Here is a 15,565-nt window from a genome sequence, read left to right on the forward strand (position 1 = left end):
TATTTGCTCTTGTCTTTGTGAATGTTGCGATACAATCATTTACTACTGCCGGGGGCAGGGTTGATATGACTTACGGTAGAGGCAGAAGTATGCTCGTGGAATCTGATTCAGAACGTTCAAAAGAACTTATCAAACCAATTCCAATAAACTATTACTACGATAAGGCAAAAGTCGAATTAGGAAAGAAATTATTTTTTGAACCCAGATTGTCCAAATCTGGCGGGATAACCTGCAACTCCTGTCATAACCTCTCAACTGGTGGTGCAGATAATTTGCCAAGCTCTATCGGACATAAATGGTTTTTTGGTCCGATAAATTCACCTACCGTACTGAATGCAAAGTTCAATCTGGCACAATTCTGGGATGGCCGTGCGAAAGACTTAAAAGAACAGGCAGGTGGTCCCATAGCCAATCCTATTGAAATGGGTTCAAACCATGAGTTAGCAGTAAACGTATTGCAGTCTATACCGGAGTATGTGCAATGGTTTAAACAAGTATACGGTGGAGAAGAAATTAATGTTGACCGTGTTACTGATGCTCTAGCAGCATTTGAAGAGACCTTAACCACACCGAACTCAAGATTTGATCATTGGCTGAATGGCTATGAAGAAACCATTTCTGAATTTGAGAAGGAAGGATATGATCTATTTAAGAACAAAGGTTGCATATTCTGTCATAATGGTGTTGGTGTAGGGGGAAACTCTTATCGCAAATTTGGCAATATAAAACCGTATGACAAAGATACTCATACTCTTGGCAGATACAATGTGACAAAAAAAGAGGAAGATAAATACGTATTCAAGGTTCCCCTGCTGAGAAATATAGAGCTGACGGCTCCCTATTTCCACGATGCAAGCACATGGGATCTGGATGAAGCGGTTAAAATTATGGCCGAATATCAACTGGGAGCAATACTTACTGATAATGAAACAAGCAAAATAGTTGCGTTCCTGAGAACCTTAACGGGTGAGCAGCCATCAATAGCTCTTCCTATTCTACCACCCTCAACAGCAACTACTCCGCAACCAAACCGCAATTGATTTCGTGCTTTTGATAAACAGGGTTATAATGCATGGGACTGGTGTTTCTCCTACTTTTCATACCAGATAAAGTTAGAATTTTTGTTCTCTTTCCACGCCATTTCAAAAGATCTATAGATTCAATCTCACTATCACAGGGGAGATTCTCAGGATAACGCGGTCACATATATAAATATTAAAACTTGATAAGACCATGTCTAATGGAATATTTTACGAGACCTGCTGTGTCTCGTATTTGGAGTTTTTCTTTTATGTGAGCTCTATGAATATCAACTGTCTTTATACTTAATTTTAGAAGACGAGCGACCTCTTTATTTGTGTATCCTTCCGCAATTAACTGTAGTACCTCACGTTCACGACTAGTAAGCATATTCAGGCTATCAAATGCTTTTGATTCTCTCTCGGTGTGTTTTATATAATCTTTAACAACTACTTTAGATATTTTAGGGCTTAAAAAAATATCTCCTTTTTTTACTGCATTTATGGCTGAAACCAGATCTGATACTGCTGACTCTTTGAGTAAATATCCTGAAGCACCTGCCTGGAGGAGCTGATATACATACTCTTCATTATCATGCATAGTTAGAACTATAACTTTAATTTCTGGATTTAGTTTCTTAATCTTACGTGTTGCCTCAATTCCATTAAGATTTGGCATGGTGATGTCAAGCACTACTATATCCGGAATCATTTGTTTCGTCTTTTCAAAAGCCTGCCTGCCATTTTCCGCCTCTCCTACTATCTCGATATCTTCGTGAGAATCCAGAAGAGCTATTAAGCCCTGCCTTACTATCGTATGATCATCAGCAAGTAATACTCTAATTTTAGACATCCCTCCCTCCCTCAAAAACACTATTTTCTTTATTAGTTTTAAAAGGTATAAGTATAGCTAATTCTGTGCCTTTCTTTCTTTCCGAATATATTTTTAAACTTCCATTCAAAAGTGCTACTCTTTCCTTCATACCGAATAAACCGATGCTTGTGCTTTTTTTATTTTCCTCCAAAACTTCTTTTACATCAAAACCATAACCGTTATCTTTAACCCTCATATGGATTTCTTCCTTATCCGCTATTATTTCTATTGTCACTTTTGTTGCCTTAGAATGTTTTACCACGTTGTTCAAAGCTTCCTGTACACAACGATATAAGAGTATGTCTATCTCAGAAGGAAATCTTTTAACAATTTTTTTGCCTAAAACCTGTACATCTATCTTAGTTCTCTCAGAATATCCTTTTGTATATTCTTTTATTGCAGACTGGACACCAAAATCGTCTAGTAAAGAGGGTCTGAGTTCAAATGCAAGTGTTCGGATTTCCTGCAAAGTATGTGATAAAAGTTGTTTTGTATCAGCAAGTCTTCTCCTGACACTTACGTTACTATCAGGAATTTCCTTCTCCATCATCTCAACATTAATTTTCATGGCCGTAAGCGCCTGTCCCGCGTCATCATGCAATTCTCGGGATAGATTTTTACGTTCTTCTTCCTGAACTATTACAATTCTTTTGGAAAGTTGCTGAAGTTCTTTCTTGTGTCTTTCAATATTTGTAAATGACCTACTAAGCGCAACACGCATTTTGTTAAATGAATCAGCCAGATAGGCAATTTCATCTTTACTGTTGACATTTATTTTTTTAGATAAATCGCCTTTACCAATATCCTGAGCCATTAAGGCAAGGGAAAGAATAGGCTTACTAATTCTATTAGCTAAGTAGTATGAAATAATGATTAAAAATACTATAGTAGTTGGTAATATATATAAAATCGGCTTCTCCAGGGAGTAAACTGGCTCAAAGACACGCTCAGAGTCTTGGTAGAGAATTAAACGCCAATTTACGAGTGGCATCTCATTATATTTCTTCATATAAGTATAAGTGGAGAATGAAGAAAGACCATGTTCAGAAGTTTCAACAATTGAGCCTTCCTTGTGTTCTTGTGCGTTTTTCGCTGATTTTAGCCCTATGCTGATCAGATTAGTTGCAAACATTTGTTTATTATCAAAACAAGATATTACAAGCCCGTCTTCATTAGTAAGCATGAAATGATTAGCTAAATCTTGTTTTTTCCCCTTTATCTCCAAAGAAGCAATCATTTTATTTACTTTATTCCATCTCAGCGCAGCCGAAATTACACCGACGATCCTGGTTTGTTCGTCAGTATCTCTGATTGGGACTGAAATGACAACGGCATATCCTCCTGCCATTTTATTGAATGATACATCCTGAATAATCAGTTTTCCATTTAGCAACTTCTGGATTTCCATGCCAGGCTCAATGTCCATATTCATCAACTCAACATCACTTGACGCTACAATCCTTCCTTCTTTATTCAGGCAGATGATATAATGATATTCATCATAACTTTCTACTAGTTTCTTTAAATAGTTAGAGATACTGGCATCGTCATCACCTGCAGAGATGCCCTCTTGATTTATATTATTTACCCACTTTTGAACATCTACATATTTGAAATATAGATATTCATTTATCCTCATCATTGCTAAACGAGTAAATTCGAGTGAACTTACACCAATTTGCTTCTCCAAAGTTTCCTGGTCCCTTTTTATTTCAAATATTAAAAGGGTAGTAACTGGAATAATCGAGAACATGAGCAATACAATGATTAACTTATTTCTTATCTTCATAGCCGCGAATTAATAGTATCTTTCATATTTAAATTACTTACACTAATATAATTTATTATTTATATGTAGGTATATTACCTTATTTCCCCCCTAAAACAATAAATTCAGGCTTGTTTCTTACTACCGCCAATATGTATAGCGATACAATTTACGACTATTTTCATTTCTTTTTCTTAGATTCGTAAGTTTTTCATATTGCCAAAATAAACAATACGATTTTCACTTTGATAAAGACAGTGCATTCATAATGCTAACATTATGATCATTAAAAACTTAGCAGCTATAAATAAGAGATCTCTCTTATTTTTACAAAAAAAAATCTTACGAATAATATTCGTTTATTTAATTTTTAATTCAAAATACCCTTGATAAATTATTTATAAAAATAATTTATCAAGGGTATTTGTTTATAACATATTAGAAAAAAATAACCATTATTATGAGAAATAGAATGAGGGCCGTATTGGTCAAAAGTGTTTTATTGAGTATATTGCTCCTCTTTGTTACTACTACTACCACAACAGCATATGCTGGCACAAGTTGTATGAAATAATCTACAAATAACATAGCATTTAAAAGACGTTAGGCATCTGTGAATCTTGTATATCATTTTATACTGTATGGAAAACCCTTCAAAATAATTTCTTTAAATACCATACAATATTCTAAACCCGTTTGAATCTGATGGATAACTCGATAGGTCATCTTTGGCATATATATTGCGATCCTATTACTTTAGTAGTGTGAGATTAGAACGGTTAGGAGGTAATTAGAGTGATGAATGTAAGTAAATACTTTAGTAAGTTAATTGCTGGACTTGCTCTTATGAGTCTATATTTATTACCCATTTAAAGAAACAAAAGTTTAGCATGCTTTTTTAGTAATACTTAAGAAGAAAAGCAGGAACAATATTTTAACTTAGCCAATTTCAGATATTGGAGGAGAAAAACATGGATACTGTGTTGAAGTTGTTATTTTTTGAAAGTTGTAAATTACGACTTATTTTAACAAGTATTATTACATTATCTATTATTTTAGTTTCAAATATTGTATTTGCTATCGAATCAGTAAAGATTGAAAAAGCAGAATACAAATCTGAAGATAATGAGCTTCAAGTTGAGGTTAAGATAATAGAGGAGAGAAGATGGAGAAGGCATACAGTTAGTTTATTTGATGATATAACAGGTGAATTCCTTGCAGAAAAAAGAGGTAGGGATGAAACAATTAAGTTTAAGTTTAGTCCTATTTCCGAACCGGATGTTCCATGCAAGGTACTTGCAGAAGTGGAGGGTATGAAAGTTTCAAAAGATGTTAAAAATGCACCGATAACTTGTAGTGATGGTGGAGGTAATGATGGTGGTAACGGTGATGATAAAAATCTCATATCCTTACATGACAGGAATTCCCCGCAGTATGATAAAAACTGTACTAGCTGCCATGTTGCAATCCTCGTTGAGGAGAGCCTGGTTCCTTCAATACTGACTGCTCACACATCCATGCTTTTAGAAACTCCAGGGGAAAAGGATAATGAAAAATGTGGGTGGTGTCACCGTAATGTAGATTTAGTCCAAGGGTCTGCAGGGAACCTGAGAAAACAGGTCAAAGCCGATCTTTGTGCTGTGTGTCATGGTGATGATTTTGGTGAGGCGAAGAGGTATTATCAGACATCTATAACCGATGGTGAGATACTTTATGAACTAACCTGCGCATTTTGTCATAATGATCTGTCAAACTCTGAAGTTAAAGGTAAGAAATCAAAGGAAATTCGGGAAAAAATAAGAGAAGACAAGGGAGGGATGAAACCTCTTGATGAACTCTCGCCATCACAGGTCAGAGCAATAGCTAACGCACTCGCAAATGTTGAAGGTGGCGATAATGACAGTAGTGATGATTAATATTGAAGCTAAGCATTACAAGAACTAATAACTTATCGAAAAGGAGGCAAATTGAATATGAAGAAAGAGAGAGAAGATAATTTGCTCAATTCATCCGTAAACCGTCGTACTTTCATAAAGGTTAGCGGAGCACTGGCATCAGCAACGGTGGCTAACCAGGTTTTCTCAAAATCCAGGGCTAAAGCTGAATGCGTAAACATAAACCAACCGTTTGAGACTGGAGAAAACTGTCCAGATGATCTCGAAACTGCTGATGATATCATTTACAGCGTCTGCCAGATGTGTCACAGCCGATGTGGTATCAGGGCCAAGGTAAAGGAAGGCGTTTTAGTAAAGATTGATGGTAATCCTTATCACCCTAACAATCGAGATGTTGACGAAAATAATAATCCGGATAGATTACCGTACAATACATCTACTGATAATGCAGTAAATCATCTGGGACGCGTTTGTCTTAAGGGGCAGGCTGGAATACAGACGGTTTATGATCCATTCAGGATCCAAAAACCATTAAGGAGAGTTGGGCCCAGGAATTCCGGGCAGTGGGAGACTATTAGTTGGGAACAAGCCTTTTCTGAGATAGCGGGAAGAATTAATGAGCTTATCCCTCCTGAAGAAAGAGATGATCCTATTGATCAGACCATCCCTGAATTGGGCAAAAAAAGGAATCAACTCGCATTTTCACCAGGTCGAAGCGTAGAAAAAGAGATGAGTGAAAGGATCTGGAAGCACGGCTGGGGCACGATCAATTACGGTCTCAGCCATACCTCAGTTTGTGAATCGACTCGACATGTAGCAAATGAGTTGATTACGTGGGATCCCAATGGAAGCAAAAATAGTATGGGTGCAGGAAGAACTGAAGGTTGGCAGGCAGATATCCTGGGGGCAGAATACATCATCTACTTTGGATCAAATGCTCTAGAGGCTGGCTTCCCCATGGTCGGTATGGCGAGAAACCTGATGCAATTTAAAAGAAACGGAGGAAAATATGTCGTGGTGGACCCACGATATAACAATACAGCTGCCAAGGCCGACCAGTGGGTGCCAATTAAACCGGGTACTGACGCTGCCCTTGCTATGGGAATAATGAGATCGATTATTGATTTACAAAGATATGATATTCTTTATCTGAAAAATACCAATAGCGATGCGGCAGCAGAAGATGGTATTCCAACTTGGACGGATTCAACATACCTTGTGGGGTACTTTACAGATGATAATGGCAAACCGTTCCAACGTTATATTAATGCAAAGGAAGCAGGAATTTCGAATGGAACAACAGTCTTAGACAATGATTACGTAGTCTGGTCTGAAGGTATATTAAGGGGTTTTAATGATATCAAACACGGAGAATTAGATGTTGAAGATACCATGTCTCTAGACGGAGTCGAAGTAGTAGTGAAATCTGCTTTCAGACTTCTAAAAGAATCAGCAATGAGTAAGGGAATCAGTGAATACGAAAGCATCTGTGGGGTACAACCCGGTACCATTTCAAACCTTGCAATGGAGTTTGTCAGTCATGGGAAAAAAGCGGTGGCAATGACTTACCGTGGCCCAATAAAGCACACTAACGGTCTCTATAACCAACTAGCTATTCAACATTTGAACACCCTGATAGGAAACTATGATTTTAAGGGAGGATGCACAGCAGGAGCCGGAGGATGGAGCCATAAATCAGGAGTTGTAAACCTGAGCAAGGTTGCAGGAGATCCCGGACATGAAGGAATACGGATCGACAGGGCTAAAACATTTTATAATCAGAGCGAAACCGGAAACCTCTTTACTGGATACCCAGCTGCGCGACCCTGGTTCCCATTCGGAACGCATGGTAATTACCAGGAGGTAATCCCCAGCATACAAGATCAATATCCTTACGCGATTAAGGTGTTGATCACATACTGGAATGCTATGCCATACTCTGTTCCGGCTCTTAGAAAGGTATGGGAGGAAACCATGGCAGATGAAACTAAGCTCCCTCTGCTAGTATCCATCAGTCCCGTAATGGGTGAGGTAGCAGCATGGGCTGATTATGTCCTTCCTGATAGTACATATTTGGAAAAATTCTCAGTGCCTGGTATACCATGGAGAGTGAACAAAGGAACCTCCTTTCAAAGGCCTGTTGTTGGAAAGTTTGATGGTTCACCAATAGGTGATAGTGGTGGTATTGGAAACACAATCCCACTTGGTTCTGATTATACACCGGTATTACCCGAAACCAAATCAGTTTTGGATATTCAGATCGGCTTGGCCAAAGAACTTGGGCTCCCAGGTGTAGGTGCGGATGCTCTTCTAAACGATAATGGAGATCCTGTCGGAAACCTTAATAACAGTTTGGATTGGGCAAAGGCTCTCCTGCAGAACATGGAATTTAATACTGGAGTATCAACTGAAGAAATTATCTCTAAAGGTGGTGTCTTCGACAATCCTGGAGATGAATACACTGGCGATAAATTAACGTATCAGTATGGCAATATCATTCGGACCTTTAATGATCCCATTGCACGTACAATTGATTCGGTTAAAGGAGTTTATTATTCTGGAGTACCTCAATATCTTCCGATTACACACTCTAACGGGAACGCTGTTAGTGATCCCAACTATCCCTACAATCTCATTACATACAAAACTGTGCATCACGGACAAGCCAGGACAAATGTTAACCCCTGGCTTATGCTTATGGCACCAGAAAATTTCGTAGAGATTAATGCAGAAGATGCTGACGCACTAGGCATTGAAACAGGAGATATGGTGAACGTTTCCTCTGCTTCTAATCCTAATGGTATTGAAGGAAAGGCAAAGGTAACACAGGGATTGATGCCTGGAGTAGTTGGTATCTCACATCATTACGGTCACTGGGAGCAATCTTCCCGTTCAATGGTAATCGATGGTGAGCCTACGGGACACGATCCAAGTCGAGGAGCGGGTATTCAACCTACACAGATAATGAGAACAGACAATCAATATCCTAACGTAAGCCTTCAAGAACCTATTGGGGCTAGCTGTTCGTTTTTTAATACATCAGTTACTATAATAAAAGTTTAATAAATCAGGAGGAGACGAAAATGTCACAACTAGGTTGGTTAATAGATTTGGATAAATGTACGGGGTGTGATACATGCACCATTGCATGTAAGTCAGAAAATAATACGACTCCATTAGAATCACCGATGCCCTTTAAAAACGGGAATGGTGTCCTTCCAGACCACGTGAGTTACCGTTGGGTTGTCAAGAAGGAGAGTGGGGTCTATCCCAATCCCAAACTGGAATTCATTACGAGTGCCTGTAATCACTGCCAACACCCGGGTTGTCTCACTTCATGCCCAAAATCAGATCCTGACAACTTCGAGGACCCTGGTAATGCTATCATCAAGAGAAACGAAGACGGCATTGTGCTGATTAACCAGGACTTTTGTATAGGTTGCAAGAACTGTACACAATCTTGTCCTTATGGTGCACCACAATTCAACTCGAATTCCTTAAAGGTAGAGAAATGCACCTTCTGTTTTCACCGTTTGTATGATCAAAACGGTGATCGCACAGGGTTTGAGCCAGCGTGTGTAACTTCCTGCGTGGGAAACGCGCTTCATCTTGTGGAAGATTTTGATCCTAATGAGTCGGGGATGAATGCACCTGATGGTTTTGCCGATCCTTCACTTACAACTCCCCATGTAAAGTTCGAGACCGGACAACGATAAGAAAGAAACAATGGTTAAGATAATACCTTTCGTTACGATAACGAATTTTATCATAATTATCAACATACAGAAAAATTTGTTTCATAAATCCAGGAAGTTTCGTTTACCAATAAAGGAGTTGATGGTATGAAAATGAATACGAGTGTTGCAACTCAGGACGCTAAGGCGAGAAGGGATATGTATAGATTTCTCTCTTCTGTTTACTTGCTTCCTCCCAGTAAAGACTTTCTGCTTTACATCGTGTCAAAAGAGACTATAGATGAACTTTCTGTATTATTTGGTGGAAATGCTGTAGAGGTTTTAAGGGAATTTGCTGCTACCGTGGATATCGATAAAGATCTTTTATCTATCAAACAGGAATATTTGGATCTCTTTGCAGTGCCTACAGGTCGATATGTCGCCCCGTTTGAGGACGTTTATCGTGGAAAAATGGGCAAAGACCAGCAAGCAAGAGGTCCTCTACTAGGAGAATATGCCATTGCAGTAAAAAAGATATACCGGTCATCAGGAGCGAAGATGGAAAGGACGTGCAAGGAATTGCCTACACACATTGGAGTTGAGTTATCATTTATGTGTTTCTTGTGTGAAATGGAAGTTGAGGTGATTGCCAATCAGGAAGGGGAAACATTTTATGATCAAGCAAAAAGAGAAGTAACGGATATTATCAGATATCGTAAAATCGAGATTAAGTTTCTACAAGAACATCTAAATGAATGGTTTCCTCAACTCAGCAAATCTATCCAGATAAACTCAAGAAGCCAACTTTATTGTGGCCTCACCATAATTATCGAAAAATTTCTTAGTCAAGATACAGCTTTTCTTTTAGCAATTGCAAATTCAGAAATTTGTAAACCGGAAATGAAAACTCCATAAAATATCGAACAGTTCAGGGGAAAGAATGAGTACAGGAATAATCTTAAAGGAAGTACTGGCTGATGACCACAAGACATCTGCCTTACAGGATTTATGTAAACGTGTCCTTTACAAAAAAAGCACCTGCAGCAGATGCGTAAATATCTGCCCTCAGGATGCCATATCTTTAAACCCGGGCCCAAACATAAAGGACGGCTGTACTGACTGCGGCCTATGCCAGGCCGTTTGTCCTACAGAGGTATTTCAGAATGAACTTTCTTCCGATCGTAACCTGTTAAGTAAGGCGGAAGCCATTTACAAAAAAAATAGGATTCTATATCCAGGAGGCAGGAAACTCCTGTTTTTTCACTGTCACCGTGCAGACAAGCAGGACAGAAATTCTCTTTTTCTTCATTGTCTGGGAAGAATAACGCCAAACATTATTCTTGGTACTGCTCTTATGGGATTTGATAAAATCGTTTTAACAAAGGGTAATTGTTCTCAGTGCCATTATCACCTGGGAGAAAAATTGATTAAAAACGTTCTTACCACTTCTCAGATGTTGCTGGAGAGTAAAGGGGTTACACGATTTGCAATAAAAATAGAGGAAAAAGAAAAGTGTAAGCAAGCGGTCTTAAGTAGAAGAGATCTTTTTTCAATGCTTTCCGATAAGATAAAAAACGGTACTGCATCCTTTGTCCACCGCACTGAAACTACGATTAAGGAAAAGTTGAATAACTCTATTGTGAGTAAGGGGAGGAAACGGCCTTCACCTCAAATGAAATTACTCAAGATGATCCTCAGACAAAATAGTTATGAAAACAAGACGGTCATTAAATACAAGCCAGAGTTATCATTTGGAAAGATAAAAGTTGACGAAAAAGGATGTTCTGCATGCGGCGCCTGCATTTCTCTCTGCCCAACAGGAGCAATCACTAAAAAAAGGGAAAATGACTTCCTATCCTTATATGTAAATACTTCATTATGTAACAACTGTACACTCTGCAAGGAAGCATGTCCCCAAAATGCTATCGATTTTGAAACAAATATTGACATTGAAGATATTCTTGGAGAAAAAAGTGAGGTGATTGCCAGAATCAAACTGGTCTCCTGTACTATTTGTGGAGAAAAAATAGCTAATGAGCAAAGAACACGATGTTCAACGTGTAGGAAACGATATGGGTAACTATATCAAATATAAACAGGTATCTCTCGAAAATATTCATCTTATAATAATTTCTCAGCAGGGGGATGTTTTGCCTAATTTTTATTGGATTTTCAGAGACGAATTTTATTGATCTATAATAAGATTGAGTATGTGCCTTGTTCTCTGTGTGATATATATATTATAGAACACTCACTCGCACGTTTTATGGAAAACTGAGCCGAACATCGTTGTAAGCAAGATGCAGCTCCTGCATAGTGTGATCATGGACTGCCAAGTTCAGATTTACGGCATCTCCAGGTCTTCTACTTTGGGAAGGTCTTTAGTTGATTTCAGACCAAAATGGTTCAGGAACTTTGTAGTTGTCCCATAGAGGAGTGGACGTCCGAGTACTTCATCACGCCCGGTAATCTTTACAAGGCCTCTTTCAATCAGTGTCCTAATCATCTGACCGGATTGAACACCCCGAATTGCTTCAATATCGGCCCGTATAATAGGTTGTTTGTAAGCGATGATTGACAGGGTTTCCAGGGCTTGTTGTGAAAGTTTGCTTTCGCTACTCTTTTTACGTATCTTTGATATCCATTCATGGTATTCAGGTCGGGAGAGCAGTTGAAACCCGTTAGCAATCTCTTCAATTTGAAACACTCTATCATGAGCGTCATATTCCTCGCGTAATTGTCGAATTACTTCCTGAATTTCCCTGGTATCAGTATCGCCAACAATATCACTCAGTTTGCGTGCGGAAATAGGTTCTTGAACAGCAAATAAAACGGCCTCAACTATTCTCTTAACATCATCAGGAGATTTCTTTTCCAGTGGTTCCATCAATTATGATTATAAATGAATTGTGTAAACGATGTATTGTTTATTGCTACAGTGGACATCTATCATCACCACTATGTATATAATTAAACGCTGATGGGTAACACCAACCCTACGCTAATATCAGAAAAATCTGGCAAGTGACTGATTTAAATCAAACACCTTTCTTCTGCTTCAGGACAATAAATTTGGATGCTTTGTCCGGACGTTTAATGAACAATAATATATCCTCTTCGTTCCTGATCTTCAAAATTGCCTGATAAAGCTCTTCGCTACTTGTAACAGGTTTATGTTGGACTTCAACAATAAGATCACCTTTTGTTAATCCCGCCTTAAATGCGGGACTTCCCCGCTGTACGTTAGTGATAACAATACCTTCTTCGCCCTCATATCCTAATGTGATAGATAGTTTGCTGGTAAGGTTTTGCACATTCACCCCCAGATTACTGAATAAATCCTTCTTATTTTCTGTTTCTGTTTTTGATGACTCAAGCATAGTGGTAGTAAATTCCAGTTCCACACCGTCTCTTATTACGGTCATTCTAACCTCTTTGTTGATTTCTGTCCCTTTAACGAGGCTTCTGAGGTGTAGAATATTTTTTAGCTTTTTGCCATCATACTTGATTATCACATCACCACTTTTTATTCCGGCATTCGCGGCAGCAGAACCTGGTTCTATATCGCTTACGAGGGCGCCCAGATTTTTTTTAAGCCCGAGAGCTTTTTGTAATTCTCTGGTAACGGGTTGAGCAGTAACACCTAACCAACCTCTGGTAATCTTTCCATATTGAATCAGATCTTCCGTTACTTTTTTAACCACATTTATTGGAATGGCAAGGCTTATTCCAAAATAACCGACTGTCTGTTTTGGTGGAAGGGTATTTATTCCAACGACTTCTCCATTCAGGTTTACAAGCGGCCCGCCATAGCTATTCGGATTAATGGTAGCATCTGTCTGAATAAAGTCCTCAAAACCCGTTAGCTGCAAATTTGATGTCCCCTCCGCACTTATTATTCCGCTTGTAACCGTCTGCCCAAGCCCAAAAGAGTTACCAATCGACAAAACAATCTCTCCTAATTCCAGCGAGTCTGAATTCCCAAAACCTGCAGGTGTCAAGTTCTCAGCATCTATCCTTAACACCACAATGTCAGACCTTTCATCCGTACCAACAATTTCTGCTTTATACTCACTCTCATCGTGCAATCTAATAATAATTTCACCGGCATTTTTTACAACATGTTTGTTGGTAATGATGAAACCTTTCTTGTCATAGATTACACCTGTCCCCTGTCCTTTAATTCTAAAGCCTCTGTTTAGTGTATTATCCTCAGATATTTTAGTAGTATGGATAGTAACAACAGATTTTTTTGTATCTTTTACTATGGACACAAAAGTATCGGAAAGGGTTTTTTCTGCGAGACTTTCACGGGAAAATGAATTTGTAAGCAGGAGTACACCTATTACCACGAAACAAGAGAGGCTACCGCTAAACAAAGACCGAATATCAGTTAACGTTAGTTTCATCAGTCTTTCCCTCTTTTTCACTATCGAGAAACTTCTTTAGCTCATCCTCTTCTATGACCTCATTTTCAATAAGTATTTTTGCCAGTCTAATTAGCATTGGCTTCTTGTTCTCAAGGATTTTTTTTGTTTTTACATAAGTATCATCAATAATCCTCTTAACCTCTATATCTATGTCTCTAGCAGTTTCTTCACTATATTCCTTATTGCCTCCCATACCAAAACCGAGGTAAGCAGATTTATTTTCTGGTTCAAAAGTAACAATGCCAATTTTATCACTCATGCCGTAATATTTCACCATCCTCCTTGCTATCTCTGATGCCTTCTCAAGATCATTCTGCGCCCCTGTTGAAACCTCGTTAAAGATTATTTCCTCTGCAATTCTACCCCCGAGAAAGACACAGATCCGTTCTGTCAGTTCGGATTTTGTCATCATATATCTGTCTTCAGTGGGAAGCTGAAGGGTATAGCCTAACGCGGCAACACCTCTTGGAATTATCGATATTTTCTTTACCTTATCCGTAGTGGTTAAGCATGACGCTACCAGCGCGTGTCCGCATTCATGATAAGCAACAATTTCTTTCTCCTGCTTGTTTATCACTCTTTTTTTCTTTTCAAGCCCAGCCATGACCCTCTCAATAGCTTCTTCAATGTCACTCATACCAACCTTTTCCTTACTGCGCCTAGCTGCCAGCAATGCTGCTTCATTTATTATATTCGCCAGATCAGCACCGACAAACCCAGGCGTCATCGCAGCAATTGATTTAAGGTTCACATTTTTGTCAAGTTTTACACCTTTTGAGTGAATAATTAATATTGCTTCTCTACCATGTAAGTCCGGCCTGTCAACAACAACCTGTCTATCAAACCGCCCGGGCCTGAGTAGTGCCGGGTCAAGTGTTTCAGGTCGGTTGGTAGCGCTCATAATTATCACACCGGTATTAGCGCCAAAACCATCCATCTCTACAAGCAGCTGGTTCAGAGTCTGCTCTCGTTCATCATGTCCGCCAACAGGATTCGCACCTCTTGTCTTTCCTATCGCGTCAAGCTCGTCGATAAAGATTATACACGGCGCCTTTTGAGATGCCTGCCCGAACATATCTCTTACTCTGGATGCCCCAACACCAACAAACATCTCAACAAACTCGGAACCACTGATACTGAAGAACGGTACCTTCGCCTCGCCGGCAACAGCCTTTGCCAGAAGCGTTTTACCTGTCCCCGGAGCACCAACCAGGAGTACACCTTTGGGAATTCTCCCTCCCAGGTTTGTAAATTTATGGGGTGTTTTAAGGAATTCAACCACCTCCTGCAATTCCTCCTTTGCTTCATCTATACCCGCAACATCGTCAAATGAAAATTTCAAATCTTCCTGAGCGTATACTCTCCCTTTGCTCTTTCCGAATGACATTATACTGCCAGTTGCCCCCCCCATTTTCTTGAAGATAAAGCGCCAAATGAGAAAGAAAATACCAATAGGTAATATCCATGTAAACAGAAACTGCTGCAACCATGTATTTTCATAGTTTCCTGCATATTGAACACCCTGAGCTTCAAGCTCTTTAACAAGATCAGGATCATCAACTCTTGCGGTAACAAAGGTTTGCTTTTTATCAGACCTCAAGTCTTCCGCCCTGAGGGTCCCCTTAATAACACTGGATGCAATCTGACATGATTCAACTTTTCCATCTCTAACCAGACTCTTAAAATCGCTATAGGATATGTTTCCACCTACAGGGTTAAACATATATGAAGAGAGGCTCATAAAGAGAAAAGCCGCAATGAGAATATACCATATTGGTAAGTTGAGTTGCTTCTTTGTAGGTTCTTTTTTTTGTTGGTCCATGGTTACGTCTTAACCTTTCTGTCGACCAAAGGTTTTAATATTCCTCCTAAGGTTTGAAAAGGAGTTATTATACACTATTCGCA

At 39.0% G+C, this 15,565-nt stretch carries 11 protein-coding genes; 6 read left to right on the plus strand and 5 right to left on the minus strand.

Annotated features, from left to right (window positions below; translation table 11 throughout):
• Positions 1-65 precede the first annotated feature (65 nt).
• Entirely contained in the window at positions 66-1,040 is a 975-nt protein-coding gene (locus tag SCALIN_RS06575; protein ID WP_096893723.1) for a cytochrome-c peroxidase, read from the plus strand.
• A 175-nt stretch (positions 1,041-1,215) separates the two neighbouring features.
• Here SCALIN_RS06575 and SCALIN_RS06580 read toward each other — a convergent pair whose 3' ends face one another.
• Together SCALIN_RS06580 and SCALIN_RS06585 are read right to left on the minus strand one after the other, a co-directional pair.
• Entirely contained in the window at positions 1,216-1,872 is a 657-nt protein-coding gene (locus SCALIN_RS06580; RefSeq protein WP_096893624.1) for a response regulator transcription factor, read from the minus strand.
• Positions 1,865-3,682, minus strand: a complete 1,818-nt coding sequence (locus SCALIN_RS06585) for a sensor histidine kinase (protein ID WP_096893625.1) — start codon at positions 3,680-3,682, stop codon at positions 1,865-1,867. The genes SCALIN_RS06580 and SCALIN_RS06585 overlap by 8 nt, the downstream gene beginning before the upstream one ends.
• 950 nt (positions 3,683-4,632) lie before the next feature.
• On the opposite strand from SCALIN_RS06585, the gene SCALIN_RS06590 reads away from it, so the two are divergent.
• The 5 genes from SCALIN_RS06590 (at position 4,633) to SCALIN_RS06610 (ending at position 11,310) form a co-directional block, all read left to right on the plus strand.
• A complete protein-coding gene (locus tag SCALIN_RS06590) occupies positions 4,633-5,577 on the plus strand; it encodes a c-type cytochrome (protein WP_096893627.1) in 945 nt (314 codons plus the stop codon).
• Between the two features lie 57 nt (positions 5,578-5,634).
• Positions 5,635-8,619: a molybdopterin-dependent oxidoreductase gene (locus SCALIN_RS06595; protein ID WP_096893629.1), complete on the plus strand. Its 2,985-nt coding sequence runs from the start codon at positions 5,635-5,637 to the stop codon at positions 8,617-8,619.
• Positions 8,620-8,639: 20 nt separating this feature from the next.
• The gene (locus SCALIN_RS06600) at positions 8,640-9,272 is read left to right on the plus strand and encodes a 4Fe-4S dicluster domain-containing protein (protein WP_096893630.1); all 633 of its coding nucleotides are present in this window, start codon (positions 8,640-8,642) and stop codon (positions 9,270-9,272) included.
• A 126-nt stretch (positions 9,273-9,398) separates the two neighbouring features.
• Positions 9,399-10,145 carry a TorD/DmsD family molecular chaperone gene (locus tag SCALIN_RS06605; RefSeq protein WP_096893632.1) on the plus strand — a complete coding sequence of 249 codons (747 nt, stop codon included), beginning with the start codon at positions 9,399-9,401 and terminating at the stop codon, positions 10,143-10,145.
• A gap of 25 nt (positions 10,146-10,170) precedes the next feature.
• On the plus strand, positions 10,171-11,310 hold the full coding sequence (locus SCALIN_RS06610) for a 4Fe-4S binding protein (RefSeq protein WP_096893633.1): 1,140 nt from the start codon (positions 10,171-10,173) through the stop codon (positions 11,308-11,310).
• A gap of 264 nt (positions 11,311-11,574) precedes the next feature.
• Here SCALIN_RS06610 and scpB read toward each other — a convergent pair whose 3' ends face one another.
• From scpB to ftsH, 3 genes are all read right to left on the minus strand, one after another.
• On the minus strand, positions 11,575-12,117 hold the full coding sequence (gene scpB, locus SCALIN_RS06615) for an SMC-Scp complex subunit ScpB (protein ID WP_096893635.1): 543 nt from the start codon (positions 12,115-12,117) through the stop codon (positions 11,575-11,577).
• Between the two features lie 151 nt (positions 12,118-12,268).
• Positions 12,269-13,639, minus strand: coding sequence for a trypsin-like peptidase domain-containing protein (locus SCALIN_RS06620; protein ID WP_096893636.1), 1,371 nt, complete (start codon positions 13,637-13,639; stop codon positions 12,269-12,271).
• Positions 13,620-15,482, minus strand: a complete 1,863-nt coding sequence (gene ftsH, locus SCALIN_RS06625; RefSeq protein ID WP_096893638.1) for an ATP-dependent zinc metalloprotease FtsH — start codon at positions 15,480-15,482, stop codon at positions 13,620-13,622. The genes SCALIN_RS06620 and ftsH overlap by 20 nt, the downstream gene beginning before the upstream one ends.
• Positions 15,483-15,565: the final 83 nt, after the last annotated feature.

This window comes from Candidatus Scalindua japonica (assembly GCF_002443295.1).
Classification (GTDB): domain Bacteria; phylum Planctomycetota; class Brocadiia; order Brocadiales; family Scalinduaceae; genus Scalindua; species Scalindua japonica.